The following is a 25,783-nucleotide window of genomic DNA, read 5'->3' as shown; positions in this document are numbered from 1 at the left end:
CCCCGGCGACGGGTGGCGCCGATCCCGGCAGTGAGGGATCAGATCAGCCGGCGGACCACATAGGCCGAGCCGTGGTCCGCCGGTTCCTCGCCCACGTACTCCTGCTCGCGCATCGCACACCACGCCGGGATGTCCAGACGAGCCGCCTCGTCGTCGGAGAGCACCGTCACCGTGCCGCCCGGCGGTACGTCCCCGATCACCTTCGCGAGCTCGATCACCGGGATCGGGCAGCGCTTCCCGAGCGCGTCGACCACCAGGGAGCCGGACGCGGCGGGGGAGGGCGACGACGGAACTGGCGCTTCCTGCCGTTCCCGTCCCCCCGGCGTCTCCCGTACCCCGAGCGTCTCCCGCACCTCCGCCACCATCCGGGGCAGCACCTCCAGGAAACTGTCGACAGCCTCGTCCGCGGTGCCGACCGGCAGCGACACCCGCACGTTCCCCTCCGACAGCACCCCCATCGCCCTCAGCACATGGCTCGGCGTCAACGCGCTGCTGGTGCAGGAGGAACCGGACGACACGGAGAAATCCGCCCGGTCGAGTGCGTGCAGCAGTGTCTCCCCGTCGACATAGAGACAGGAGAAGGTCACCAGATGCGGCAGACGCCGCACCGGATCGCCGACCACCTCCACATCGGGCACGAGCTCCGGAACCCGGGCCCTGATCCGGTCCACCAGGGCCCGCAGCCGCGCCGCCTCCGCCGTCGCCTCGGCCCGCACGGCCCGCAGCGACGCCGCCGCGGCCACGATCGCCGGAATGTTCTCGAACCCCGCCGCCCGCCCCGACTCACGCTCGTCGGCCGGTCCCCGGACCGCGAACCGCACGCCCTTGCGCACCGCCAGGAGCCCGACCCCGGCCGGCCCGCCCCACTTGTGCGCGGAGGCCGTCAACAGGGACCAGCCCTCCGGCACCGGCCCCCAGGGCAGCGACTGCGCCGCGTCCACCAGCAGCGGCACGCCCGCCGCCCGGCACTCCTGGACGACCCGGTCCACCGGCTGCTCGGTGCCGACCTCGTGGTTGGCGGACTGCAGACAGGCCAGCGCCGTGTCCTCGCGCAGCGCCCGCGCGTACGCCGACGCGTCCACCGCCCCCGAACGGTCCACCGCCACCTCGGTGACCTCCCCGCCCTCCGCCTCATGGGCGGCGGCGGCATGGAGCACCGACGAGTGCTCGACCGCGGAGAGGACCAGATGGCGCCCGACACGCCGACGCCCCGCGAGGGCTCCCGAAATCCCGGAATGCACCGCCAGCGTCCCCGAAGGAGTGAAAATCAGCTCGTCCGGGCGGCACCCGACGGCCTCGGCGGCGGCCTGCCGGGCCGAGTCCAGCAGCAGCCGGGCCCGGCGCCCCTCGCGGTACGGCCGGGCCGGATCGGCCCAGCCCTCGTCCAGTGCGGCGAGCAGCGCCCGGCGGGCGACGGGGTGAAGGGGAGCGGAGGACGCGGCATCGAAGTAGGGCACACGCTCACGCTAGCCCTCGCCCCGCCACCGCCCCTGGTCAGGCCCGCCCGTCCGGCCAGGAGAGAAGGCGTCAGATGGCGGTCGCGAGCCCGGATTCCACCCCTTCGGGGAGTCGGGCGGCGCGTTGGGCACCCTCCCCGCGCGACCTCAAATAGCGTCCAGTAGGGTTTGGTCCGCATAAACATCCAAACCCCTGCCCGCGTCAGGGCGGCGACCGACCAGAAAGACGGCCGCGCCGACCGCGCGGGCGAGACTCTCGGGAAGGCGCTACGTGAGTCCCAACGGCTCCGACCGCTCGTCGCGGCGCCCGATGCGGCGGAAGCTGCCGCAGGTGCTGACTGCGGGCCTGGTCCTGGCGACCGCCACTGGTTGCACATACAAGGACTTCCCCCGCCTCGGTATGCCAACGCCGGTAACGGAAGAGGCACCACGGATCCTTTCCCTCTGGCAGGGCTCGTGGGCGGCAGCGCTCGCCACGGGCGTGCTGGTCTGGGGCCTGATCCTGTGGAGCGTCATCTTCCACCGGCGCAGTCGCACCAAGGTCGAGGTTCCCACCCAGACCAGGTACAACATGCCCATCGAGGCGTTGTACACCGTCGTCCCCCTGATCATCGTCTCGGTGTTCTTCTACTTCACCGCGCGCGATGAATCGAAGCTCCTCACGCTCTCCGACAAGCCCGCCCACACCATCAACGTGGTCGGCTACCAGTGGAGCTGGGCCTTCAACTACATCGAGAACGTGGAGGGCTCCAACGCCGCGAGCGCCGAGGAGTCCAAGGAACTCGCCGCCATTCCGGACCGGTTCCGCAAGGACTTCCCCAAGGATGCGAAGGGCGTCTACGACTACGGCATCCCGGGCACCCGTAACCCGCAGAACGGCAACCCGGGCCCGACCCTGTGGCTGCCGAAGGGCGAGAAGGTCCGCTTCGTCCTGACCTCGCGGGACGTCATCCACTCCTTCTGGGTGGTGCCGTTCCTCATGAAGCAGGACGTCATTCCGGGCCACACCAACGCCTTCGAGGTGACCCCCAACCACGAGGGCACGTTCATGGGCAAGTGCGCCGAGCTCTGCGGCGTCGACCACTCCCGGATGCTCTTCAACGTCAAGATCGTCTCCCCGGAGCGCTACCAGGCGCACCTCAAGGAGCTGGCGAAGAAGGGCCAGACGGGCTACGTGCCGGCCGGCATCGCGCAGACTGACCCGGCCAGGAATGCGGAGACGAACAAACTGTGAGCATCCTCAATGAACCTCAGGGTGCCGCGGCAGCAGACGACTCGTACGAGGACGAGCTGCCGGTCCGGCGGAAGCAGCCGGGAAACATCGTCGTCAAGTGGCTGACCACCACTGATCACAAGACGATCGGCACGATGTACCTGGTCACGTCGTTCGTGTTCTTCTGCATCGGCGGTCTGATGGCGCTCTTCATGCGCGCCGAGCTGGCCCGCCCCGGTACGCAGATCATGTCGAACGAGCAGTTCAACCAGGCGTTCACGATGCACGGCACGATCATGCTGCTGATGTTCGCGACGCCGCTGTTCGCCGGATTCGCGAACTGGATCATGCCGCTGCAGATCGGCGCGCCCGACGTGGCGTTCCCGCGGCTGAACATGTTCGCGTACTGGCTGTACCTCTTCGGCTCGCTGATCGCGGTGGCCGGCTTCCTCACCCCGCAGGGTGCCGCCGACTTCGGCTGGTTCGCCTACTCCCCGCTCTCGGACGCGGTCCGTTCGCCGGGCGTCGGCGCCGACATGTGGATCATGGGTCTTGCCTTCTCCGGATTCGGCACGATTCTCGGTTCGGTCAACTTCATCACCACGATCATCTGCATGCGCGCACCCGGCATGACGATGTTCCGCATGCCGATCTTCACCTGGAACGTCCTGCTGACCGGTGTGCTGGTCCTGCTGGCCTTCCCGGTTCTCGCCGCCGCGCTCTTCGCTCTGGAGGCGGACCGTAAATTCGGTGCGCATGTATTCGACGCCGCCAATGGCGGGGCATTGCTATGGCAACACCTCTTCTGGTTCTTCGGCCATCCAGAGGTGTACATCATCGCCCTACCATTCTTCGGAATCATTTCCGAGATCATTCCGGTCTTCAGCCGGAAGCCGATGTTCGGCTACATCGGTCTGATCAGCGCCACCATTGCCATCGCGGGTCTTTCCGTGACCGTGTGGGCGCACCACATGTACGTCACCGGCGGCGTGCTGTTGCCGTTCTTCTCCTTCATGACGTTCCTCATCGCGGTACCCACCGGGGTGAAGTTCTTCAACTGGATCGGCACGATGTGGAAGGGGTCGTTGTCCTTCGAGACACCGATGCTCTGGGCCGTCGGCTTCCTGATCACCTTCACCTTCGGTGGTCTGACCGGCGTGATCCTGGCATCGCCCCCGCTGGACTTCCACGTCTCGGACACGTACTTCGTCGTCGCGCACTTCCACTACGTCATCTTCGGCACCGTGGTCTTCGCGATGTTCGCCGGATTCCATTTCTGGTGGCCGAAGTTCACCGGCAAGATGCTGGACGAGCGACTCGGCAAGATCACGTTCTGGACGCTGTTCGTGGGCTTCCACGGCACGTTCCTGGTGCAGCACTGGCTGGGCACCGAGGGCATGCCCCGCCGCTACGCGGACTACCTGGCCGCGGACGGCATCACCGCACTGAACACGATCTCGACGATCGCCTCGTTCCTGCTCGGTCTGTCGATGCTGCCGTTCTTCTACAACGTCTGGAAGACCGCCAAGTACGGCAAGAAGATCGAGGTCGACGACCCGTGGGGCTACGGCCGCTCGCTGGAGTGGGCCACCTCCTGCCCGCCGCCGCGGCACAACTTCCTCACGCTGCCCCGGATCCGTTCCGAATCCCCGGCCTTCGACCTGCACCACCCGGAGATCTCGGCGCTCGAACAGCTTGAGCACCACTCCGAGGCGGACAAGGCCCTCGCCGGCGGCAAGGAGGCGGGCAAGTGAAGATCCAGGGCAAGATGTTCATCTGGCTGAGCGTCTTCATGCTCGCCATGGCCATCACCTACGGCGTGTGGTCGAAGGAGCCGGCCGGAACCACCGCGCTCTTCCTGGCCTTCGGCCTGAGCGTCATGATCGGCTTCTACCTGGCCTTCACGGCCAAGCGGGTCGACGACATGGCCCAGGACAACAAGGAAGCCGACATCGCGGACGAGGCCGGCGAGGTGGGGTTCTTCTCCCCGCACAGCTGGCAGCCGCTCGCGCTGGGCATGGGTGGCGCCATGGCCTTCATGGGTGTCATCTTCGGCTGGTGGCTGCTCTACTTCTCGGCCCCGATGATCCTCCTCGGTCTGCTCGGCTGGGTCTTCGAGTACTACCACGGCGAGAACCGCACCCAGTGACCTCGTGTCACCGCTCTACCCGCTCCACCTGACGGGGGGCCCGTACTTCTCCACCAAAAGAGGTACGGGCCCCCCGTTTGCATGCACATTGCGCGCTTGAAGGGATGAATCTCCATAGCGTGTGTTCATGGACCACACGCCGCGCATCCGCCCCGTAGTGAGCTGCACTCTGCTGGTCGTGACCCTGGTCGCAGGCGCGGTCGCCTGCGGAGGGGCCGGCGACCACCCGCTGGCGGCGCAGCCGTACGACGCGGCGGACGAGATCTCGTCCAACCTCCCCGACGGAGACACGAAGGTCGACTCCGACCGACCGCTCGAAGTCGGTGTCAAGGACGACGGCCGGATCACCGACGTGACGGCCGTCGACACGACCGGACGCCATGTGGCGGGCGAACTCGACGCCGACGGGAAGCGCTGGCACTCCACCTCCGCGCTCGCCGCAGGCACCCGCTACACCGTGCGCGTCCGCATGGAGGACGGCGACGGCGACCCGGGCAGCCGCACGCTCTCCTTCGAGACCAGCACCGCCAAGAAGTTCCTGAAGGTCGCCTTCGGCCCGCAGGCGGGCACCTACGGAGTGGGACAGCCCATCACCGCCCAACTGAGCGCCCCGATCAAGGACAAGGCGTCCAGGGCCGTCGTGGAGCGCGCCCTGCGCGTCCGCTCCACCCCCGCCGTCGTCGGGTCCTGGTACTGGGTCGACGACAAGACCCTGCACTACCGTCCGAAGGAGTACTGGCCCGCCAGGGCCACCATCGACGTCACCAGCGGCCTGGCGGGCATCAAGGTCACCGGCACCCTGTACGGGTCGCCCACGAAGGCGCTGAAGCTCACCACGGGCGACCGTGTCGAGGCCGTCACCGACGCCGCCGCGCACACCATGACCGTCATGCGCGACGGGAAAGTGATCAACACCATTCCGGTGACCACGGGCAAGCCCGGCTTCGCCACCCGAAACGGCGTCAAGGTCGTACTGAGCAAGGAGTACTCCGTACGGATGCGCGGCGAGACGATCGGCATCTCGTCGGATTCGGACGACTCGTACGACCTGCTGGTCTACTACGCGACACGCGTCACCTGGAGCGGCGAGTACGTGCACGCGGCCCCCTGGTCCACCGGCTCGCAGGGGTACGCCAACGTCAGCCACGGCTGTACGGGCATGACCACCGGCCTCGCCGAGTGGTTCTTCAACACCGTGCGCGAGGGCGACATCGTCAAGGTCGTCGGCAGCCAGGGCGAGACGATGACGCCGTTCGACAACGGCTACGGGGACTGGAACCTGTCCTGGGCCAAGTGGCAGAAGGGCAGCGCACTGCGGAACGACGGCGACCCGGAACGCACGGAGACGGTCCAGGCGGCGCGCCTGCGCCCCGAGGTCTGACCGGCCCCGGGAGCGCGCCGCCCCCCCCGGGCTCTCAGAGCCCGGCGGGTGACCTCCGACCGGGCCGGCCGAAGGTCACCCGGCAGGCTCTCAGGCGTCCACGCAGAGCCTGCTGCGCAGCAGGGCGGCCAGGGCGTCGGCGAACTCGACGGGTTCGACCGGCAGGGTCACCGCGGCGTCCGCGCGGCTCCAGGTGGCCAGCCAGGCGTCCTGCGGGCGGCCGATCAGCAGCAGCACCGGCGGGCAGCGGAAGATCTCGTCCTTGATCTGCCGGCAGACGCCCATGCCGCCCGCGGGGGCCGTCTCGCCGTCCAGCACGCAGACGTCGACGCCGCCGTTGTCCAGGGCCTCCAGGACGGCGGGCAGGGTGGCGCACTCCAGGAACTCCACCGGCGGCACGTCGGCCGCGGGCCTGCGCCCGGCTGCCAGCCTCACCTGCTCACGGGTGTTGGCGTCGTCGCTGTAGACCAGGACCGTGGCGGTCGGCTGCATTGTTCCTCCGTGACATCTGTGTCTTCGGGGCTTTCCGGGCATGAACCGATGCGCGGATCGTACTCCGCCCGATGGCCTGTCAGCACTGCCCCGGACAGCGGATTCATGGGCTGTTCGGGGCAGGCACACCCGGTTGACACACCGAACGGCACCCCCCGGAGTGAGGGCGGGATAAGGGACCGACATAATGTCGGTCGTGGCGACAGCAACGACAGTAGAAACCGGGCACGCGCACCCGTCGGTCAATCGACCGAACCTCACCAGCGTCGGAACCATCATCTGGCTGAGTTCCGAGCTGATGTTCTTCGCGGCCCTCTTCGCGATGTACTTCACCCTGCGATCGGTGACCGGACCGGAGCACTGGAAGGAAATGGCCTCGGCCCTGAACTTCCCGTTCTCGGCCACGAACACCACGATCCTGGTGCTCTCCTCCCTCACGTGCCAGCTCGGCGTCTTCGCCGCCGAGCGCGGCGACGTGAAGAAGCTCCGCACCTGGTTCGTGATCACTTTCGTGATGGGTTCGATCTTCATCGGAGGCCAGGTCTTCGAGTACACCGAGCTGGTGAAGAAGGACGGCCTCTCGCTGTCCTCCGACCCGTACGGCTCGGTGTTCTACCTGACGACCGGCTTCCACGGGCTGCACGTGACAGGCGGACTCATCGCCTTCCTGCTTGTTCTGGGCAGGACATACGCAGCCAAGAGGTTCACCCACGAACAGGCGACCGCCGCCATCGTCGTGTCCTACTACTGGCACTTCGTCGATGTCGTGTGGATCGGCCTGTTCGCCACGATCTACATGATCAAGTAACCGGGCTCGCACCCGAACCACATCCAGCATCGACGCAGAAGATCCTGACACCGGGGTAATCCGTGAAAAAGCTCTCCGCACGACGACGCCATCCGTTGGCGGCGGTCGTCGTACTACTCCTCGCGCTGGCGGCCACTGGGGGGCTGTACGCCGCGTTCGCGCCCGCGAGTAAGGCGCAGGCCGACGACACCGCCCAGTCCCTCGCCATCGAAGAGGGCAAGAAGCTGTACACCGTCGGTTGCGCCAGCTGCCACGGGACCGGCGGTCAGGGCACCACCGACGGGCCGTCCCTGGTCGGCGTGGGCTCCGCAGCCGTCGACTTCCAGGTCGCTTCGGGCCGTATGCCGGCGCAGCAGCCGGGTGCTCAGGTGCCGAAGAAGAAGGCCATCTACACCCAGGACGAGGTCGACCAGCTCGCGGCGTACATCGCCTCCCTCGGCGCCGGCCCGATCACGCCGACCAAGCAGCAGTACGACCCCGCCGGCGCGGACGTCGCCAAGGGCGGCGAACTGTTCCGCACCAACTGCGCCCAGTGCCACAACCTCACCGGCCAGGGCGGCGCGCTGACGAACGGCAAGTACGCGCCCAGCCTTGAGGGCGTGACGCCGAAGCACCTCTACGAGGCCATGCAGACCGGCCCGCAGAACATGCCGTCCTTCCCGGACACGACGATGCCCGAGCAGCAGAAGCGGGACATCATCGCCTACGTCAAGGCTGTGAACAGCAGTGACACCCCGAGCCCGGGCGGTCTCTCGCTGGGCGGCCTGGGCCCGGTCAGCGAAGGCCTGTTCGCCTGGATCTTCGGGCTCGGCGCACTGATCGCACTCGCCGTTTGGGTCGCGGCCCACACCGCTAAGGCCAAGAAGTCATGAGTAGCCAAGAGATTCCAGACGAGAACCTGCCCACCGAGCAGGACACCGCGCACGGCGCGGTAGAGGTCGCGAGCGACCCGTTCGCCGACCCGGGGCTGCCGGCCCACAAGCCGCGCATCCAGGACATCGACGAGCGGGCCGCGAAGCGCTCCGAGCGCACCGTCGCCCTGATGTTCACGCTGTCGATGCTGGCGACGATCGGCTTCATCGCCTCGTACGTCATCTTCCCCGTCGACAAGATCGTGTACATCTGGCCGTTCGGCCACGTGAGCGCGCTCAACTTCTCCCTGGGCCTGACCCTGGGCGTGGCGCTCTTCGCGATCGGCGCCGGGGCCGTCCACTGGGCGCGCACCCTGATGTCCGACGTGGAGGTCGCCGACGACCGGCACGCCATCGAGGCCACGCCCGAGGTCAAGGCGAAGGTCCTCGCGGACTTCGCGGCCGGTGCCCAGGAGTCCGCGCTCGGTCGGCGCAAGCTGATCCGCAACACCATGTTCGGCGCGCTGGCCCTGGTGCCGCTCTCCGGTGTGGTGCTCCTGCGCGACCTCGGCCCGCTGCCGGAGAAGAAGCTCCGCAGCACGTTGTGGGCCAAGGGCAAGCAGCTCATCAACATGAACACGATGGAGCCGCTGCGTCCCGAGGACGTCGTCGTGGGTTCGCTCACCTTCGCCATGCCCGAGGGCCTGACGGAGGAGGCGGAGGACTTCCAGAACCAGATCGCCAAGGCCGCGCTGATGATCGTCCGTATCCAGCCGGACGACATCAAGGACAAGCGCGAGCGCGAGTGGGCCCACGAGGGAATCGTGGCCTTCTCCAAGATCTGCACCCACGTCGGCTGCCCGATCAGCCTGTACGAGCAGCAGACGCACCACGTGCTCTGCCCGTGCCACCAGTCCACCTTCGACCTCTCCGACGGCGCCCGCGTCATCTTCGGTCCGGCCGGTCACGCCCTTCCGCAGCTGCGGATCGGCGTGAACAGCGAGGGCAACCTCGAAGCGCTCGGCGACTTCGATGAGCCCGTCGGTCCTGCATTCTGGGAGCGCGGATGAGTACTGCGACCACGAACACACCCGGCGCAGCCGCGCCGGACAATCGCAAGGCGCCCGCAGGCGAGCGGGTGGCCGACTGGGCGGACGGCCGGCTCGGGATCTACAGCCTGGCCAAGGCCAACATGCGCAAGATCTTCCCGGACCACTGGTCCTTCATGCTCGGGGAGATCTGCCTCTACAGCTTCATCATCATCATCCTCACGGGTGTGTACCTGACGCTGTTCTTCCACCCGAGCATGAACGAGGTCGTGTACCACGGCTCGTACGAGCCGATGCAGGGCATCAAGATGTCGCAGGCGTACGCCTCGACACTGGACATCAGCTTCGACGTCCGCGGTGGTCTCCTGGTCCGCCAGATCCACCACTGGGCCGCGCTGATCTTCCTGGCCGGCATGTTCGTGCACATGATGCGCGTCTTCTTCACGGGCGCGTTCCGCAAGCCGCGTGAGATCAACTGGCTGTTCGGCTTCCTGCTGTTCGTGCTGGGCATGTTCACCGGCTTCACCGGCTACTCGCTCCCGGACGACCTGCTGTCCGGTACGGGTATCCGCTTCACCCAGGGCGCGATCCTGTCGATGCCGATCGTCGGCACCTACATCTCGATGTTCCTGTTCGGCGGAGAGTTCCCCGGCCACGACTTCGTCGCCCGGTTCTACTCGATCCACATCCTGCTGCTGCCGGGCATCATGCTCGGGCTCGTGGTGGCGCACCTGATCCTCGTCTTCTACCACAAGCACACGCAGTTCGCCGGTCCCGGCCGGACGAACAAGAACGTCGTCGGCATGCCGCTCATGCCGGTGTACATGGCGAAGGCCGGCGGCTTCTTCTTCCTGGTCTTCGGCATCATCGCCATCATCTCGGCCATCGCCACGATCAACCCCGTCTGGTCCATCGGCCCCTACCGGCCGGACCAGGTGTCCACCGGCGCCCAGCCCGACTGGTACATGGGCTTCGCCGAGGGTCTGATCCGTGTGATGCCCGGCTGGGAGATCAACCTCTGGGGCCACACGCTGGTCCTGGGCGTGTTCATCCCGCTGATGGTCTTCGGACTGGTGCTCGCGGTCATCGCGCTCTACCCGTTCATCGAGTCCTGGGTCACCGGTGACAAGCGCGAGCACCACCTGCTGGACCGCCCGCGCAACGCCCCGACCCGGACCGCCTTCGGCGTCGCCTGGATCACCGAGTACGTCATCGTCTTCATCGGCGGTGGCAACGACCTGTGGGCCACGCACTTCCACCTGTCGATCAACGCCATTTCCTGGTTCATCCGGATCTTCATCTTCGCGGGCCCGGTCATCGCGTTCATCGTCACCCGGCGGATCTGCCTCGGCCTCCAGCGCCGCGACAAGGAGAAGGTGCTGCACGGGCGCGAGTCCGGCATCATCAAGCGCCTGCCGCACGGTGAGTTCGTCGAGATCCACGAGCCGCTCGGTCCGGAGAAGCTGCACACGCTCACCGCGCACGAGCAGTACCAGCCGGTCGAGATCGGCCCGACGGTCGACGAGAACGGCGTCGAGCGCAAGGTGTCCCCGCTGCAGAAGCTGCGCGCCAGGCTCAGCAGGAGCTACTTCGGCGAGGACGGCCAGATCGCCAAGCCCACCGTCGAGGAGTACAAGGAGATCACCAGCGGCCACGGTCACCACTGATCGCCTGAACTGATCGCCACAGCAGGAGCCCCGTCCATCCGATGGACGGGGCTCTTCGCTGTCCCCGGTGCTCGATAGGGTGGGAGCCGACCCCTTTTACCGGCTGTGGACCCCAGGAGCGGACCATGAACGTTGTGACCCCGATCGGCGGCGACAGCGTGGCGGACCGTTCCTGGCCCGGCGTGCTGAACCCGTTGCTGCGCGGCGAGGACCTGGGCGCGGACGACACCGCGTGGGCGATGGACCGCATCATGAGCGGTGAGGCGACCGACGTGCAGATCGCCGGTTTCGCGGTGGCGCTGCGCGCCAAGGGCGAGACGGTCGAGGAGGTGTCGGGCCTGGTGCGCGCCATGTACGAGCACGCCCGCACCATTCACGTCCCGGGCCGCACGGTCGACATCGTCGGCACCGGCGGCGACCTCGCCAAGACGGTCAACATCTCCACGATGTCCGCGATCGTCATCGCGGGCACCGGCGCCAAGGTCGTCAAGCACGGCAACCGCGCCTCCTCCTCGGCGAGCGGCTCCTCCGACGTGCTGGAGAAGCTCGGCGTCAACCTGGAGCTCAGCGCCGAGCGCGTCGTCGAGGTCGCCGAGGAAGCGGGCATCACCTTCTGCTTCGCGGTGAAGTTCCACCCCGCGCTGCGGTACGCGGCCCGGGCGCGCAAGGAGCTCGGCGCCCAGACCACGTTCAACATCCTGGGTCCACTCACCAATCCGGCCGGGGTCCGCGCCCAGGCCGTCGGTGTGGCCGACGCGAGGATGGCGCCGATCGTGGCCGGTGTCCTCGCCGCGCGCGGCAATTCGGCGCTCGTCTTCCGCGGTGACGACGGGCTCGACGAGCTGACGACGACGGCGACCTCGCGGGTCTGGGTGGTGCGGGACGGCGCGGTGCGCGAGCAGCGGTTCGACCCGCGCGACATCGGCCTGGAGCTGGTCCCGGCACAGGCGCTGCGCGGTGCCGACGCCTCGTACAACGCGGACGTGGCCCGACGGGTGCTGGCCGGCGAACCCGGGCCGGTGCGCGAGGCAGTGCTGCTCAACTCCGCGGCGGCCCTGGTCGCCCTGGACCCGACGGACGGCACGCTGGACGAACAGCTCGCCGCCGGGGTCGTGAGGGCGGCCGAGTCCATCGACTCCGGGGCGGCCCGGGCGGCGCTGGAGCGCTGGGTGGCGGCCAGCAACGCCTGAGCGCGAGGAAGGTGACGCGGGGCGCGGTCCGCATCGCGGACCGCGCCTTGCGCGTTCACGGACGTATGGCAAGATGCTGAGCAGGTCATGAGTGACAGCGACTACGGCCCCGGCCCGCTGTCCGGCAACCCTCCGTCCGTGGCGGGGTGCCCCGGGTGAAGACCAGGCCGTGGGCAGCGAGGTCCGCGGCAAGCGCGGGCCCCTCGGCATCAACGAATGCCAACCCCCGGGGTCCTGGTCCCTAGGGAGTCTCTTGTGAGCACGCGAATGCGATAGGGCTTTCCGGCCCTTCTCCGCACCCTCTTCCTCTTCACGCCGCGCCGCCGCATGTCCGTCGGCGCGTGCGATTCGCCTGCCTGTTACGGGAGTTCGCCATGTCTGTCTTCACCGCTGCCGCCGACCAGTCGCTTTGTGCCCCTCTGCCGGTTCTGGGCAAGGATGTAACGGTTCCGCTGGTCACGGGTGGTGAAGTCGCCTACGCGGCCCTCGACTACGCCGCCAGCGCCCCGGCGCTCCAGCGGGTCTGGGACGACGTTGCCGCGTACGCCCCGTACTACGGCAGCGTCCACCGCGGCGCCGGGTACCTCTCCCAGCTGTCCACGGACCTGTTCGAGAACAGCCGGGCGACGGTCGCGGAGTTCCTCGGCTGCCGCCCCGACGACCAGGTGGTCTTCACCCGCTCGACCACCGACTCGCTCAACCTGCTGGCCGCCGTGATCCCCGACGACTGTCAGGTCTTCGTCTACGAGACCGAGCACCACGCCTCGTTGCTGCCGTGGCGCGACGCCCGGGTGACGTACCTCAACGCCCCGCGCACCCCGGCCCAGGCCGTCGGGACACTGGAGCGGGCGCTCGCCGACCGCGAGCCCCACGGCCCCGCGCTGGTCTGCGTCACCGGCGCCTCCAACGTCACCGGCGAACTGTGGCCGGTCAGGGAACTGGCCGCCGCCGCCCACGCGCACGGCGCCCGGATCGTGCTGGACGCGGCGCAGCTCGCCCCGCACCACCCCGTCGACATCGCCGGCCTGGATGTCGACTGGGTCGCCTTCTCCGGACACAAGCTGTACGCGCCGTTCGGTTCGGGCGTGCTCGCGGGCCGGGCCGACTGGCTCCGGGGCGCCGAGCCGTACCTGGCGGGTGGCGGCGCCTCGCGCAAGGTCGCCCGTCGTGCCGACGGCGGGGTGGACGTCGAGTGGCACACCACCGCCGCCCGCCACGAGGCCGGTTCCCCCAACGTCATCGGCGTGTACTCCATCGCCTCCGCCTGCAAGGCGCTCACCGACGCGGGCTTCGACGACCTGGTCGCCCGGGAGCAGCACCTCGTCGCCGCGGTCCGGGCCGGTCTCGCGGACGTTCCCGAGGTCAGGGTGCTCTCGCTGTTCGGCGACGACGCCCCGCGGGTCGGCGTCATCTCGTTCGTGGTGGAGGGCTGGAACAGCTCGCACTTCGCCGCGGCGCTCTCCGCCGAGTACGGCATCGGGGTCCGCGACGGGCTGTTCTGCGCCCACCCGCTGGTCCGCACCCTGCTGGGCAGCGACCCGCAGCAGGTCGGCGAGTGCGGCGCGCCCGAGGCCGAGCCGGGGGAGCTCTCGCTCAACGCGATCCGGGTGAGCTTCGGCGCCGGTACGCCGGACGAGCACATCGAGCGGTTCGTGCGCGCGGTCAAGGAGCTGGTGAGCGAGGGCGCCCAGTGGAAGTACCGCACCGAGGGCGGCCGCTGCGTCCCGGACCGGGGCGAGGCCCAGCTCTGACCCCCCACGTCATCCGGCGGGGGCGGACCGATGTGGTCCGCCCCCGCCGGATGACGTGAGCCGGGACTTCTCAGCCGTCGAGGCCGATGTTGAAGGCCGCCTCCAGGTCGTGCTGGGAGTAGGTGCGAAAGGCCACGTGGGTGTCGGTGGCCTCGACGCCGGGGATCTTGCTGATCCGGCCCGGGATGACGTCGGCCAGGTCGTCGTGCGAGGCCACCCGGACCATGGCGATGAGGTCGTGGGTACCGGTGACGGAGAAGACCTCGCTGACGCTGTCCAGCGCGGCGATGGCCTCGGCGATCTCGGGAATCCGGTCCACGCTGGTCTTGATGAGCACGATCGCGGTGATCACGGTTGGCTGTCTCCCTCGGTGGCCGCGGCTGGAGCCTTCACTCTATCGGCACGTCGATAGCGTCCCCACGCGTAGAGGAAGCCGAGGGCGAAGCCGGCCACATGGGCCAGATAGGCCACGCCCGGCCCTCCGTCGCCCGCGCCCCGGACCGCCAGCCACTGCAGGGCGAACCAGAAGATCAGCACGATCCAGGCGGGGAAGCGCAGCGGCAGGAAGAAGAGGAACGGGAACAGGCTGGTGACCCGGGCCCTGGGGAAGAGGTAGAGGAACGCCCCCAGCACCGCCGAGATGGCGCCCGACGCGCCGACGAGCGTCTGGTCGGACGCGGCGTGCGCCGCCGCGTAGGCGACCAGCGCGAGATAGCCGCAGCCGACGTAGAAGAGCAGGAACTCGGTGCGGCCCATGCGCTCCTCGGCCATCGCCCCGAACACGTACAGGAACAGCATGTTCCCGAGCAGGTGCAGCCAGCTTCCGTGCACGAAGAGGGCGGTGAGCGGGGTGAGGAGGGCCGGCCCGGAGCCGTCCCACAGCTCGTTCGGGATCACCCCCCAGCGTTCGAAGTACCCCGCCTGGGCGGCGAGCAGGGCGTCCGCCGTCCCGTGGGGCGGCCGGAGACCGGAGAGCGGGCCGAGTACGAAGATCAGGCAGCACGACGCGATCAGGGCGCGGGTGACCAGAGGTCCGCCCGGGGTGACCGTCCGTAGGAGTCCGCCGGTCACCCGGCCCGCCGCGACGCGCAGATCGATCATGAACAGAGCATGACGCACATGGAGGGAACGGGACAGACCGCCTCGCCGTGTCGGCGGTACACGGTGAGGCCGTAGGGTTACGGCAGGACATCCGCAGTTCGACGGCGCACCGCGAGATCCTTGAATCAGGCAGCACGAGGCTCGACGAAAGAGGACGCAACGATGACGACGGTTCCGCAGCCGACCGACGGGACCCGCTGGCGCTGCACGCTCTGCGGAAATCTCACCCGCTTCGACGTGACCCGCTCCTCCAAGGTCGTCGAATACGTCCATCTCGACCTGGCCGGGGAGGCCACCGTCGAGGAACGCGAGGTGGTCAGTGAGACCATCGAGTCGGTGCGATGCCGTTGGTGCAACGCGGTGGACCAGATCGAGCTGGTCGCCAGGCCAGGTGCCGACTCCTGACGGAGCCGTGCGACAGACATGTGATTTGGGGTGACGGATGGTGGAGCAGCCCGCTAGCGGTGCCGATTCGGCCGAGGTGGCCGACGGCGCCGTCGAGGCGCTCGACCGCCCGCTGCCCGAGGGCGTGCGACGGCGGGTCGTCGCGCTGGTGTCGGACGCCTTCGGCGGCCTGACGGTCTCCGAACTCCCCGCCCCGCTGCGGCAGTACGCCCGATTCACCCCGACCCGGCGGGCCAAGTTCGCGGGGAACGCCATGGCGGCGGCCCTGGAGGGCGACCCGGCGTTCCGGCAGCGGATCGGTGAGCGGATCGAGGAGGAGCAGCCGGAGCTGGCCGCCGCGCTGAAATCCGGGGCGCCGCCCGCCGCCGCCGACCCGGTCGACGTCGCCGCAGCCGCCTATGTACTGCGCCCGGCCGGCTGGGTGAAGCTGGTGGCCGCCGCCGGTGAGGAGGCCCAGCGCGTCGACGCCGAGCGTGCCGACGAGGCGGGCCGCCGCGAGCTCGAACGGCTGCGCGAGGAACTTGCCGAGGCGCGCTCCCGGACGAGGAGCGAGACGGAACGGCTCCGTGCCGAGCTGGACGCCGCCCGCAAGGAGTCCGAGTCCCTCCAGCGCAAGCTGCGCAGTGCCGTCAGCGACGTCAGACGGGGCGAGGCCGCGCTCCGGCGCAGCCGGGCCGAGACCGACGCCGTGCGCGCCGAGGCTGCCGCCCAGGTCTCCGCGGCGGAGAGCGAGACGCGCAGGCTCAAGGCGCGGCTCGGTGAGGCCGAGGCGTCCGTCGAGGCGGCGCGCAGGGCCGCGCGGGAGGGCCGCTCGGTCGAGGACATGCGGCTGCGGCTGCTGCTGGACACGGTGCTGGACGCGGCCCGCGGGCTCCGTCGGGAGCTCGCCCTGCCCCCGGCGTCGATCCGTCCGGCGGACGGTGTCGACGCCGTCGAGCCCGGCCGGATGTCCCCCAAGGACATTGCCGCCAGGGCGCTTTCGGAGACCGATCCGGCCCTGCTCGACCAGTTGCTCGCGCTGCCGCAGGCCCATCTGATCGTGGACGGCTACAACGTCACCAAGACCGGCTATCCGCAACTGCCGCTGGAGAAGCAGCGGCTGCGGCTGCTGGGCGGTCTCTCGATGCTCGCGGCACAGACCGGTGCCGAGATGACCTGTGTCTTCGACGGGGCCGAACTCGCCGCCCCGGTGCTGCTCGCACCGCCGCGCGGCGTCCGGGTGCTGTTCAGCAAACCGGGTGTGACCGCCGACGAACTGATCCGCCAGCTGGCGCGCGCCGAGCCGTCGGGCCGCCCGGTCGTGGTGGTCTCCACCGATCGCGAGGTCGCCGACGGAGTGGCGAAGGCGGGGGCCAGGCCCGTTGCGTCCGCCTTGCTCCTGAAGCGCCTTTCGCGCGTCTAGTGAGGTTTGCCGGAAGTCGGCGGGAATCGGACAACGGACCGTCAGACCGTAGCTACGCCCTGTACGGCGCAGGTAAAGAAGTACCTGGTGCAACGAGTTTTTACCGGTGAGGATTTGAACTGATCACAAGTTGGTCACTAGGGTCAGGTTTCGAACCTTCGCACGGTTGATCACCCATCCGGGGTGGCGGCGAAGGAACCGCCGAGTCCGTGACGTGCACGGAGCCGGGGATTCAAGTCCCCCACAGCCCGGTAGGCGGCTGGAGGAAGAAGGAGCTCGCCTTCGTGGCGTCCCACCGTCGTCCCAAGCAGCCGAGCCGCGCTCGTGTGTCCGTCGTCACCGCCGCGGCCGCAGCGGCTGTCGCCCTGACCTCTCAGGCGGCCCACGCCGACCCCAAGCCCTCCAAGACCGAGGTCAAGGCGAAGGTCGACAAGCTCAACCACGAGGCCAGCGAGGCCAATGAGCAGTACTACGGCGCCAAGGAGAAGCAGCAGAAGCTGGAGAAGGAAGTCGGCGCGCTGCAGGACAAGGTGGCCCGCGGTCAGCAGGAGATCAACAACCTGCGCAACGGCCTCGGTTCGCTCGCCGCGGCGCAGTACCGCTCCGGTGGTCTCGACCCGTCGGTGCAGCTCTTCCTCTCGTCCAACCCGGACAGCTACCTCGACAAGGCGTCGGCGCTCGACCAGCTGACGGGCAAGCAGGCCGAGGCACTCCAGGAGATCCAGGAGAAGCAGCGGGTCCTCGCGCAGGAGCGCAAGGAGGCCCAGGACAAGCTGGGCGACCTCGCGGACGTCCGCAAGACGCTCGGCGAGAAGAAGAAGAAGCTCCAGTCGAAGCTCGCCGAGGCGCAGCACCTGTACAACACGCTGACCGCCGCCGAGAAGGCGAAGTTCCGCGAGGCCGACCAGCGTGCCAGCCGCGCCGCCGGCGACCGCGTCGAGCTGGGCAACGAGGTCCCCGCCTCCGCCCGCGGCGCCGCCGCCCTGAACGCCGCCGCCGGCAAGGTGGGCACGCCCTACGGCCGCGGCGGCACCGGTCCGTACTCCTTCGACTGCTCCGGGCTGACCCAGTGGGCCTACGCCCAGGCCAACGTGCACATCTCCCGGGTCACGTACACCCAGGTCAACGACGGCCCCCGGATCGGGCGCAGCGCGTTGAAGCCGGGCGACCTGGTCTTCTTCAACAACACCTCGCACGTGGGGCTCTACGCGGGCAACAACACCCTGCTGCACGCCCCGTACCCGGGCGCGTTCGTCCGCTACGAGTCGATGGACACCATCGGCAGCTTCCAGTTCGGCGTGCGCGTCGTCTGACGACGCCCGAACGGGCGAATTCCCGCGCCCCCGCAGCACCGTCCGCCCCGCCGGAGACCACAGGTCACCGGCGGGGCGGACGCGTTCGCGCCGTCCGGCCGCCCGGCGAGGTCCTTGGCCGCTCCGTGACCGGACGACTACTGTCTGCCTGCTGTGCGGCTCCCGGTCGTCGGTCCGCCCGTCCGGGCGGCAGGGGTCGCACGCGCGCGTACAGCGGAAGGGAGCGCGGCTTCCTGTGGTGTCCCATCGACGTCCCACGCGGCCCGGCCTCACCCGGGGAGCCCGGGCAACCGTCCTGTCGGCAGCGGCCGCGACCGCGGCCGCCACACTCGGGGCCGCCGACGCCGACGCCGACCCGCGGGACACACCCCGGGTCGTGAAGGCCCGGATCGACCGGTTGTACACCGAGGCCGAACGGGCCACCCAGCAGTACGACCTGGCCGGTGAGAACGCCGACCGGCTGCGCGGCGAGGCGGAGCGGGCGCGCGACCGGGCGGCCCGGGGCCAGGAGGACGTCAACCGGATGCGCACGGCGCTCGGTTCGCTCGCCGCCGCGCAGTACCGGTCCGGCGGCCTCGATCCCACACTCGCCCTGCTGCTCTCCTCCGACCCGGACACCTATCTCGAACGGGTTGCCGCACTGGACCGGCTGACCGCACGGCAGGCCGCCGAACTACGAGAACTCCGGCAGGCCCGGCGCTCTCTCGCGCAGGCCCGTGCCGAGGCCGAACGGGCACTCGCCGACCTGGAACACAACAGGGAGGCTGCCGCCCGCCACAAACGGACCGTCGAGAACAAGCTCGCCCGGGCCAGGAAGCTCCTGGCGACGCTGCCCGGCGCCGACCGGGCCGGGTTCGGACGGGCCTCGCGCTCGGGCCGCGACGACCTCTTCACGGCGACGGCCGGTCTCCCGGCCGGATCGGCGCGGGCCGCCGCCGCCGTCCTGGCGGTCCATCAGGCGTTGGGCCGGCCGTACGTCTGGGGAGCCAACGGGCCCTCCGGATTCGACTGTTCCGGGCTGATGCAGTGGGCCTACGCCCGGGCCGGCGTCAGCCTGCCGCGCACCTCGCAGGCCCAGCGGTATGCGGGACGCATGGTGTCGCTCTCCCAGGCCCGCCCCGGCGACCTCGTCGTCTACCGGGCCGACGCCGGCCACGTCGCCATGTACGTCGGCAACGGCCAGGTCATCCACGCCCCGTACCCGGGCGCCCCGGTGCGCTACGACCCCGTCGGCATGATGCCGGTCTCCTCGGTCACCCGCGTCTGAACCGTCCGCCCGCCTCTGAACCGTCCGCCCGCCTCTGAACCGTCCGCCCGCCTCGGGCGCGCCCGCTCCGCCGGTTCGCCCGTGTCCGGGCATTCGCCCGGCCGGGTTCGTCACCGGGCTCCGGCCCGTACCCTCGTCCGGGTGATGTCGAGCGCCCGGTGGGGCACCCCGCCGGGGGGACGCGGAACGGGGCGGCACGCCACGCGGGCGCTGCTCGCCGGGCTGCTGCTCGTCTCCGCCTGCGCGGCCCCCGACGACGAGCCGGGCCGCCCGGGCCCGGACTCCCTCGTCCGCTCCGCGGGCGCCGTCCTGGACCGTCGGGCCGCCGCGGTGCGGGCACACGACCCGGACGCCTACCTGGCCGTCGTGGACCCCCGTGCCACCGGGCTGCGCGCCGCCCAGCGACGGGAGCTGGACAACCTCGCGGACGTGCCGCTGAGTTCCTGGACGTACCGGATCACGGAACTGACCGCGCAGGGTGCCGACCGGGCGACCGCGGACGTCCGGCTGAGCTACCGGATCACCGGCTACGACTCCGTCCCGGCCACCGCGGACCGGGTGCTCGACCTGCGCCGGGACCGGGACGACGGCCGCTGGTACCTCACCGGCGACCGGCCGGACGGGGACGGTGGCGCACTGCTCTGGCAGCAGGGCCGGGTCCGGGCGGTACGCGGCATGCACGGCCTCGTCCTCGGTGTCGGCCGCCCCGGAGGCGAACTGCGCGAGATCGCCCGGACCGTCGACCGGGCGGTGCCCGCGGTGTCCGGCGCCTGGCCGGAACCCTGGCCCGGCCGCGTGCTGGTGCTGGTACCGCGCACGGTGGAGGACATGGCGGCCCTGCTGGGCGCACCGGCGGCGGACTACCGGGGCATCGCGGCGGTCACCAACGCCCGCACCGGCGACCCGGACCGGGCCCCCGCGGACCGGGTGATCGTCAACCCGCAGGCGTACGGGGCGCTCGCCGACCTCGGGCGGCGGGTCGTCCTCACCCACGAGATCACCCACGTCGCCACCCGGGCCCGTACCACGGCAGCCACCCCGGTCTGGCTCTCCGAGGGCTTCGCCGACTGGGCGGCCTACCGCGCCGAGCACCGCACCGCCGTGCGGGCCGCGCCCGAACTGGCGGCGGCGGTCCGGCGCGGGGACCTGCCCGACGCGCTCCCCGCGGACGAGGACTTCGCCTTCGCGGGCGACGCGGCGCGCCTGGCGAGGGCGTACGAGGGCGGCTGGCTGGCCTGTGAGCTGATCGCCGACCGGTGGGACGAGAAGCGGCTGCGCGCCTTCTACCGGGCCGTCGGGGAGCACCGTGGACGGGACGGGGCGGTGGAGCGGGCCCTGCGGGAGGTGCTGGACACGGCCCCGGGGGAGTTCACCGCGCTCTGGCGGGACCATCTGCGCTCCCGGCTGGGCTAGCGCCTGTCGGGTGACCTCGGCCGCCCGGTCGGAGGTCACCCGACAGGCTCCGGGCCCGGCGGGGACCACCCGGGTTCCCGCGTCCGGTGTCCCGCTTTCCGCGCCCCGGCTCCGTGCAGGACGTGTTCCCCGGCGGGCCGGGACGGTGCCCCGGCCCGGTTCGGGAACGGCCCGGCTCAGGAACCGACCGGCTCCCGCTCCCGACCGGCCCGGTGGTGGCCGACGGCCGGGAGCCCGCCGTCGCCCCGGGCGCCGGGCACCGTCTGCCGCCACAGCCGTCGGCAGGCGATCAGCGTCGCCGCCACCAGCAGGCCGTTGCGCAGGAACACCAGCGTCACGCCCGTCGCGTCACTGGCCACCACATGGTGGAACCCGAACGGGAACTCGCCCTGCGTGACGCCGGTGGCGAGCAGCACCAGCCCCGCGGGCAGCCCCATCCGGCTGCCCGCGAAGACCAGGCAGACCGCCGCCAGACCGACCAGCCACAGCAGGTACTGGGGGCTGATCACCCGGCTCGTGGTCGTGAACAGCAGAACCGCCGTGAACGCCGCGTCGGCCGGGGTGCTCACCCGGAAGACGCGGGCGCGCAGCCGCCACACCACCAGCCAGCCGAGGGCGGCGAGGGACAGCCCGAGGGCGACGGTGCTCACCAGAACCACCCGCGGTCCCAGGAACTCCATCGATCCGTAGTTCAGCTCCACCCGTCCCCGCCAGCCGAACCGCCGCCACACATGGAAGACCAGCGCCCCCAGCGACTCGACCTCGGTGCCCCGGTCGCGCTGGAAGCCGAGGAAGGCGAACGCCCCGGGCATCGTCGCCGCGCACCCCAGCAGCGTTCCGGCCGCCGTCACCGCCGCGGTCGTCCACGCCCGTCGCGTCCGGGAGCCGGGCGCGGTGCCCGTCAGGATCAGCGCCGGCCACGCCTTCAGCAGCGCGCCGGTCGCGGCCAGCGCCCCCAGGACCCGGGGCCGCCGGACGCCCGCCAGCAGCGCCGCCACCGCCACCGCCGTCACCATGACGTCGTAGCGGGCGTACGCGGTCGTACCGAGCAGCGGCACCCCCGCCACCCACACCCAGGCGCCCGCCACCGACCGTTCGCCGCGGCGGCCCGCGCGCAGCAGCAGCCCGAGCACCAGCCCGTCGCACAGGAACGCCAGGACGAAGAAGGCCGTGGCGTACTCCAGGAACGGCAGCAGGGCGGGGGAGAGCACGGCGAGCGCCGCCAGGGGCGGGTACTGCCAGGTGACGTCGGACCGCGGATACGCGCCGGTCCCCAGGACCTCCGCCCAGCCGCGGTAGATCACCGAGACGTCGCTGGTCACGTCCGGCCCCGGCAGGGCGATCGCCTTCGTGACGCAGAGCAGCAGTCCGACCCTGGTCAGGGCCCACACCGCGGGAGCGAGCCGCGCCCCCGTCGATCCCGTCATGTCCGCCCCGTCCGTTCCGTGTGTGGACGCGTACGTGCCCGGCCGTACGGGTCCGCGCGTCGCACGCCGTGTGTCCGCACGGGCACGAGGAGTCATGATGCACGCCCGCGCCGGGCCGTGCGCCGAGGCTCGCCCGCCGGGGCGGTCGCGCCGGGCCGCCGGGTACTGTCGGCCGCGATGGACAAGACCCTGATCGTGACCAACGACTTCCCGCCGCGTCCCGGAGGCATCCAGGCCTTCCTGCACAACATGGCCCTGCGCTTGGACCCCGCGCGGGTCGTCGTGTACGCCTCCACCTGGAAGCGGACCCCCGAGGGCGTCGCGGCCACCGCCGCCTTCGACGCGGAGCAGCCGTTCACCGTCCTGCGCGACCCCGCCACGATGCTGCTGCCCACGCCCCGGGTGACCCGGCGCGCGGTGCGGCTGCTGCGCGTGCACGGCTGCACGTCCGTGTGGTTCGGCGCCGCGGCACCGCTGGGGCTGATGGCGCCCGCCCTGCGGAGCGCGGGCGCCCGGCGCCTGGTCGCCACCACCCACGGGCACGAGGCGGGCTGGGCGCAGCTTCCCGCCGCCCGGCAACTCCTTCGACGGATCGGCGACGGCACCGACACGATCACCTATCTGGGTGAGTACACGCGCTCCCGGATCGCCGCGGCGCTCAGCCCCGGTGCGGCGCACCGGATGGTCCAGCTACCTCCGGGGGTCGACGAGAAGGTCTTCCATCCGGACTCCGGCGGGGACCTGGTACGGGCCAGGCTCGGGCTCGCCGACCGGCCCGTCGTCGTCTGCGTGTCCCGGCTCGTGCCGCGCAAGGGCCAGGACACGCTGATCCGGGCGATGCCCGCGATCCTCGCGCGGGTCCCGGACACGGTCCTGCTGGTCGTCGGCGGCGGACCGTACGCCGAGGACCTCAGGAGACTTGCCGGGGAGACGGGGGTCGGCGCGTCGGTGCGCTTCACCGGGCCGGTGCCCTGGGAGGAACTCCCCGCGCACTACGGCGCGGGCGACGTCTTCGCCATGCCGTGCCGCACCCGCCGCGGCGGCCTCGACGTCGAGGGGCTCGGCATCGTCTTCCTGGAGGCGTCCGCGACCGGTCTGCCGGTGGTGGCGGGCGACTCGGGCGGTGCGCCGGACGCCGTGCTCGACGGCGAGACCGGGTGGGTGGTGCGCGGCGGCTCCGAGGAGGAGACCGCCGACCGGATCGTCACCCTGCTGAACGACCCGGAGCTGCGGCAGCGGATGGGGGAGCGGGGCAGGGCCTGGGTCGAGGAGAAGTGGCGCTGGGACCTGCTGGCCGAGCGGCTCAGGGCGCTGCTCTGACGCGGTGCGCCGCGGTGCGCGCCTCCAGGCGGGGCGGGCGCCTCTCGAACGGGGCGGGCGCCTTTGAACGGGGCACGCGAATCCCCCGGGCGCGGGGCATCCGGCGGGGTGCGCGGGCCCCGTCCGGCGGTTGCGGTGGCTGTTCCGGAACGGCTCCGGTGGACCGGAGCAGCCCCGCTCAGCCCTGGTAGATCGCCTCGATCTCGTCCGCGAAGTCCTTCGCCACCACGTTCCGCTTGAGCTTCAGCGACGGGGTGATGTGGCCCGCCTCCTCGGTGAACTGGGCGGGCAGGACACGGAACTTGCGCACCGACTCCGCCTTGGACACCGCGGCGTTCCCGTCGTCCACCGCCCGCTGCACCTCGGCCAGCAGCTCCGGGTCCTCGCGCAGCGACCGGGCCGTCGACCCGGCGGGCTTGCCGTGCTCCTCGGCCCAGCGGCCCAGGAACTCCTCGTCCAGCGTGACCAGCGCACCGACGAACGGCCGGCCGTCGCCGACCACCATGCACTCGGCGACCAGGGCGTGCCCGCGGACACGGTCCTCGATCACCGCGGGAGCGACGTTCTTGCCGCCCGCCGTGACGATGATCTCCTTCTTGCGGCCGGTGATGGCGAGATAGCCGTCCTCGTCGAGCGTGCCGATGTCGCCGGTGTGGAACCAGCCGTCGGCAAGCGCCTCGGCCGTCGCCGTCTCGTTGTTCCAGTAGCCGGTGAACAGGTGCTCGCCGTGCAGCAGCACCTCGCCGTCGTCGGCGATCCGGACGACCGAGCCGGGCAGCGGCTGGCCGACCGTGCCGATCTTCTGCCGGTCCCACGGGTTGAAGGCGGTGGCCGCGCAGGTCTCGGTGAGGCCGTACCCCTCCAGGACGGTGAAGCCGATGCCCCGGTAGAAGTGGCCGAGCCGCTCGCCCAGCGGGGCGCCGCCGGAGATCGCGTACTCGCCGCGCCCGCCCAGCACCGCGCGCAGCTTGCCGTAGACCAGCTTGTCGAACAGCCTGTGCTTCAGCCGCAGACCCAGGGACGGGCCCTGAGGGGTGCTCAGCGCACGGCTGTACGCGATCGCCGTGTCCGCGGCCCGGTCGAAGATCCCGCCCTTGCCGTCCGCCTGTGCCCTGGCACGCGCCCCGTTGTAGACCTTCTCGAAGACACGCGGCACACCGAGGATCAACGTCGGCCGGAACGAGGCGAGTTCATCGGTGAGGTGCTTGATGTCCGGTACGCAGCCGAGCCTGATCGGGGCCATCACCGAGGCCACCTCGACCAGCCGCCCGAAGACGTGCGCGGTGGGCAGGAAGAGCAGCACCGAGCACGAACCGGTACGGAAGAGCGGTTTCAGCCGCTCCACCACGTTGCCGCACTCCGCGAAGAAGCTGCGGTGCGTGAGCACGCACCCCTTGGGACGGCCGGTGGTGCCCGAGGTGTAGACGATCGTGGCCGGATCGTCCGCCTTGGCGCTCGTCATCCGCCGGTCCACGGTCGCGTCCGGGACCTCGGCGCCCGTCTCCGTCAGCCGCGCGATGGCGTCCGCCTCGATCTGCAGGACGCCCTTCAGCGAGGGGAGGTCCTCCCGGACCGACTCCACGGCGGCCTGGTGCGCCGCCGACTCCACGACACACAGCGTGGCGCCGGAGTCACCGAGGATCCACTGGATCTGCTCGGGGGAACTGGTCTCGTACACCGGAACGGTGACCGCCCCGGCGCTCCAGATCGCGAAGTCGAGCAGCACCCACTCGTAGCGGGTCCGGGAGAGCAGCGCCACCCGGTCGCCGGCCTCGACACCCGCCGCGATCAGACCCTTGGCGGCGCCCCTGACCTCGGCGAGGAACTGAGTGGCGTCGACGTCGGCCCACTCGCCCGCCACCTTGCGGCTCATCACCGTGACGTCGGGATGCTGAGCGGCATTGCGGCGGATGAGATCCGTCAGGTTGCCGTCCGAGGGGACCTCGTACAGGGCCGGAAGGCTGAACTCGCGCAAGACTGCTGCTCCTCATCGGGCTCCGGTGCCACTGCTCCGTGTGACGCACCGGCTGCGGTCCAAGATAGGCAGATGCTCATCGGTGGAAGTGAGCACGACTGGACTGCCCGGACGTTACCCACCAGTACTCAGTTCCCGATAGAGGGTTCCGG

At 70.6% G+C, this 25,783-nt stretch carries 22 protein-coding genes and 1 riboswitch; of the genes, 16 read left to right on the top strand and 6 right to left on the bottom strand.

The genetic code is table 11. The features are described from left to right. Positions 1-38 precede the first annotated feature (38 nt). Positions 39-1,457, bottom strand: coding sequence for a cysteine desulfurase/sulfurtransferase TusA family protein (locus tag ACF1CT_RS16135; RefSeq protein WP_391784446.1), 1,419 nt, complete (start codon positions 1,455-1,457; stop codon positions 39-41). A gap of 271 nt (positions 1,458-1,728) precedes the next feature. Here ACF1CT_RS16135 and coxB point away from each other — a divergent pair, with 271 nt between their 5' ends. From coxB to ACF1CT_RS16115, 4 genes are all read left to right on the top strand, one after another. Beyond that, positions 1,729-2,691, top strand: a complete 963-nt coding sequence (coxB, locus tag ACF1CT_RS16130) for a cytochrome c oxidase subunit II (protein ID WP_391784445.1) — start codon at positions 1,729-1,731, stop codon at positions 2,689-2,691. Continuing rightward, positions 2,688-4,424 (top strand): cytochrome c oxidase subunit I, encoded by a 1,737-nt coding sequence (gene ctaD / locus ACF1CT_RS16125; RefSeq protein ID WP_391784444.1) that lies wholly within the window; start codon positions 2,688-2,690, stop codon positions 4,422-4,424. The genes coxB and ctaD overlap by 4 nt, the downstream gene beginning before the upstream one ends. Continuing rightward, the gene (locus ACF1CT_RS16120) at positions 4,421-4,819 is read left to right on the top strand and encodes a cytochrome c oxidase subunit 4 (protein WP_391784443.1); all 399 of its coding nucleotides are present in this window, start codon (positions 4,421-4,423) and stop codon (positions 4,817-4,819) included. The genes ctaD and ACF1CT_RS16120 overlap by 4 nt, the downstream gene beginning before the upstream one ends. Positions 4,820-4,946: 127 nt before the next feature. Next, a complete protein-coding gene (locus tag ACF1CT_RS16115) occupies positions 4,947-6,200 on the top strand; it encodes an Ig-like domain-containing protein (protein WP_391784442.1) in 1,254 nt (417 codons plus the stop codon). 90 nt (positions 6,201-6,290) lie between these two features. On the opposite strand, the gene ACF1CT_RS16110 is transcribed toward ACF1CT_RS16115, so the two are convergent. Then, positions 6,291-6,692 carry a hypothetical protein gene (locus ACF1CT_RS16110; protein ID WP_391784441.1) on the bottom strand — a complete coding sequence of 134 codons (402 nt, stop codon included), beginning with the start codon at positions 6,690-6,692 and terminating at the stop codon, positions 6,291-6,293. A gap of 187 nt (positions 6,693-6,879) precedes the next feature. Here ACF1CT_RS16110 and ACF1CT_RS16105 point away from each other — a divergent pair, with 187 nt between their 5' ends. From ACF1CT_RS16105 to ACF1CT_RS16080, 6 genes are all read left to right on the top strand, one after another. Continuing rightward, on the top strand, positions 6,880-7,500 hold the full coding sequence (locus tag ACF1CT_RS16105) for a heme-copper oxidase subunit III (RefSeq protein ID WP_391784440.1): 621 nt from the start codon (positions 6,880-6,882) through the stop codon (positions 7,498-7,500). 62 nt (positions 7,501-7,562) lie between these two features. Further along, positions 7,563-8,372, top strand: a complete 810-nt coding sequence (locus ACF1CT_RS16100) for a c-type cytochrome (protein ID WP_391784439.1) — start codon at positions 7,563-7,565, stop codon at positions 8,370-8,372. After that, positions 8,369-9,421: a Rieske 2Fe-2S domain-containing protein gene (locus ACF1CT_RS16095; protein ID WP_391784438.1), complete on the top strand. Its 1,053-nt coding sequence runs from the start codon at positions 8,369-8,371 to the stop codon at positions 9,419-9,421. The genes ACF1CT_RS16100 and ACF1CT_RS16095 overlap by 4 nt, the downstream gene beginning before the upstream one ends. Then, positions 9,418-11,067 (top strand): cytochrome bc complex cytochrome b subunit, encoded by a 1,650-nt coding sequence (locus tag ACF1CT_RS16090; protein ID WP_391784437.1) that lies wholly within the window; start codon positions 9,418-9,420, stop codon positions 11,065-11,067. The genes ACF1CT_RS16095 and ACF1CT_RS16090 overlap by 4 nt, the downstream gene beginning before the upstream one ends. Before the next feature lie 125 nt (positions 11,068-11,192). After that, the gene (trpD, locus tag ACF1CT_RS16085) at positions 11,193-12,257 is read left to right on the top strand and encodes an anthranilate phosphoribosyltransferase (RefSeq protein ID WP_391784436.1); all 1,065 of its coding nucleotides are present in this window, start codon (positions 11,193-11,195) and stop codon (positions 12,255-12,257) included. Between the two features lie 83 nt (positions 12,258-12,340). After that, positions 12,341-12,458: riboswitch (SAM riboswitch) on the top strand. Between the two features lie 173 nt (positions 12,459-12,631). Next, entirely contained in the window at positions 12,632-14,008 is a 1,377-nt protein-coding gene (locus tag ACF1CT_RS16080; protein WP_391784435.1) for an aminotransferase class V-fold PLP-dependent enzyme, read from the top strand. A 70-nt stretch (positions 14,009-14,078) separates the two neighbouring features. Here ACF1CT_RS16080 and ACF1CT_RS16075 read toward each other — a convergent pair whose 3' ends face one another. Beyond that, the gene (locus ACF1CT_RS16075) at positions 14,079-14,360 is read right to left on the bottom strand and encodes an Lrp/AsnC family transcriptional regulator (protein ID WP_391784434.1); all 282 of its coding nucleotides are present in this window, start codon (positions 14,358-14,360) and stop codon (positions 14,079-14,081) included. Continuing rightward, complete coding sequence (locus ACF1CT_RS16070) at positions 14,357-15,109, bottom strand: rhomboid family intramembrane serine protease (protein WP_391784433.1); 753 nt, start codon at positions 15,107-15,109, stop codon at positions 14,357-14,359. Before ACF1CT_RS16070 ends, ACF1CT_RS16075 begins: the two co-directional genes overlap by 4 nt. A 162-nt stretch (positions 15,110-15,271) precedes the next feature. Here ACF1CT_RS16070 and ACF1CT_RS16065 point away from each other — a divergent pair, with 162 nt between their 5' ends. The 5 genes from ACF1CT_RS16065 (at position 15,272) to ACF1CT_RS16045 (ending at position 20,909) form a co-directional block, all read left to right on the top strand. Then, complete coding sequence (locus tag ACF1CT_RS16065; RefSeq protein WP_073782241.1) at positions 15,272-15,514, top strand: hypothetical protein; 243 nt, start codon at positions 15,272-15,274, stop codon at positions 15,512-15,514. Between the two features lie 40 nt (positions 15,515-15,554). Further along, positions 15,555-16,916 carry an NYN domain-containing protein gene (locus ACF1CT_RS16060; protein ID WP_391784432.1) on the top strand — a complete coding sequence of 454 codons (1,362 nt, stop codon included), beginning with the start codon at positions 15,555-15,557 and terminating at the stop codon, positions 16,914-16,916. Between the two features lie 284 nt (positions 16,917-17,200). Next, entirely contained in the window at positions 17,201-18,229 is a 1,029-nt protein-coding gene (locus tag ACF1CT_RS16055; RefSeq protein WP_391784431.1) for an NlpC/P60 family protein, read from the top strand. 235 nt (positions 18,230-18,464) lie between these two features. Continuing rightward, on the top strand, positions 18,465-19,496 hold the full coding sequence (locus ACF1CT_RS16050; protein ID WP_391784430.1) for an NlpC/P60 family protein: 1,032 nt from the start codon (positions 18,465-18,467) through the stop codon (positions 19,494-19,496). A 144-nt stretch (positions 19,497-19,640) separates the two neighbouring features. Further along, a complete protein-coding gene (locus tag ACF1CT_RS16045) occupies positions 19,641-20,909 on the top strand; it encodes a hypothetical protein (protein ID WP_391784497.1) in 1,269 nt (422 codons plus the stop codon). 176 nt (positions 20,910-21,085) lie between these two features. Here ACF1CT_RS16045 and ACF1CT_RS16040 read toward each other — a convergent pair whose 3' ends face one another. Further along, positions 21,086-22,336 (bottom strand): glycosyltransferase 87 family protein, encoded by a 1,251-nt coding sequence (locus tag ACF1CT_RS16040; protein ID WP_391784429.1) that lies wholly within the window; start codon positions 22,334-22,336, stop codon positions 21,086-21,088. Positions 22,337-22,513: 177 nt separating this feature from the next. Here ACF1CT_RS16040 and ACF1CT_RS16035 point away from each other — a divergent pair, with 177 nt between their 5' ends. Then, complete coding sequence (locus ACF1CT_RS16035; protein WP_391784428.1) at positions 22,514-23,656, top strand: glycosyltransferase family 4 protein; 1,143 nt, start codon at positions 22,514-22,516, stop codon at positions 23,654-23,656. A gap of 178 nt (positions 23,657-23,834) precedes the next feature. On the opposite strand, the gene ACF1CT_RS16030 is transcribed toward ACF1CT_RS16035, so the two are convergent. After that, positions 23,835-25,631 (bottom strand): AMP-dependent synthetase/ligase, encoded by a 1,797-nt coding sequence (locus ACF1CT_RS16030; protein WP_391784427.1) that lies wholly within the window; start codon positions 25,629-25,631, stop codon positions 23,835-23,837. Positions 25,632-25,783 lie beyond the last annotated feature (152 nt).

It is taken from the genome of Streptomyces sp. NPDC014734, assembly GCF_043083325.1.
Lineage (GTDB): Bacteria > Actinomycetota > Actinomycetes > Streptomycetales > Streptomycetaceae > Streptomyces.
Note: the sequence above shows the minus strand (reverse complement) of the source record. Positions and strands in the feature narration are given on the sequence as shown.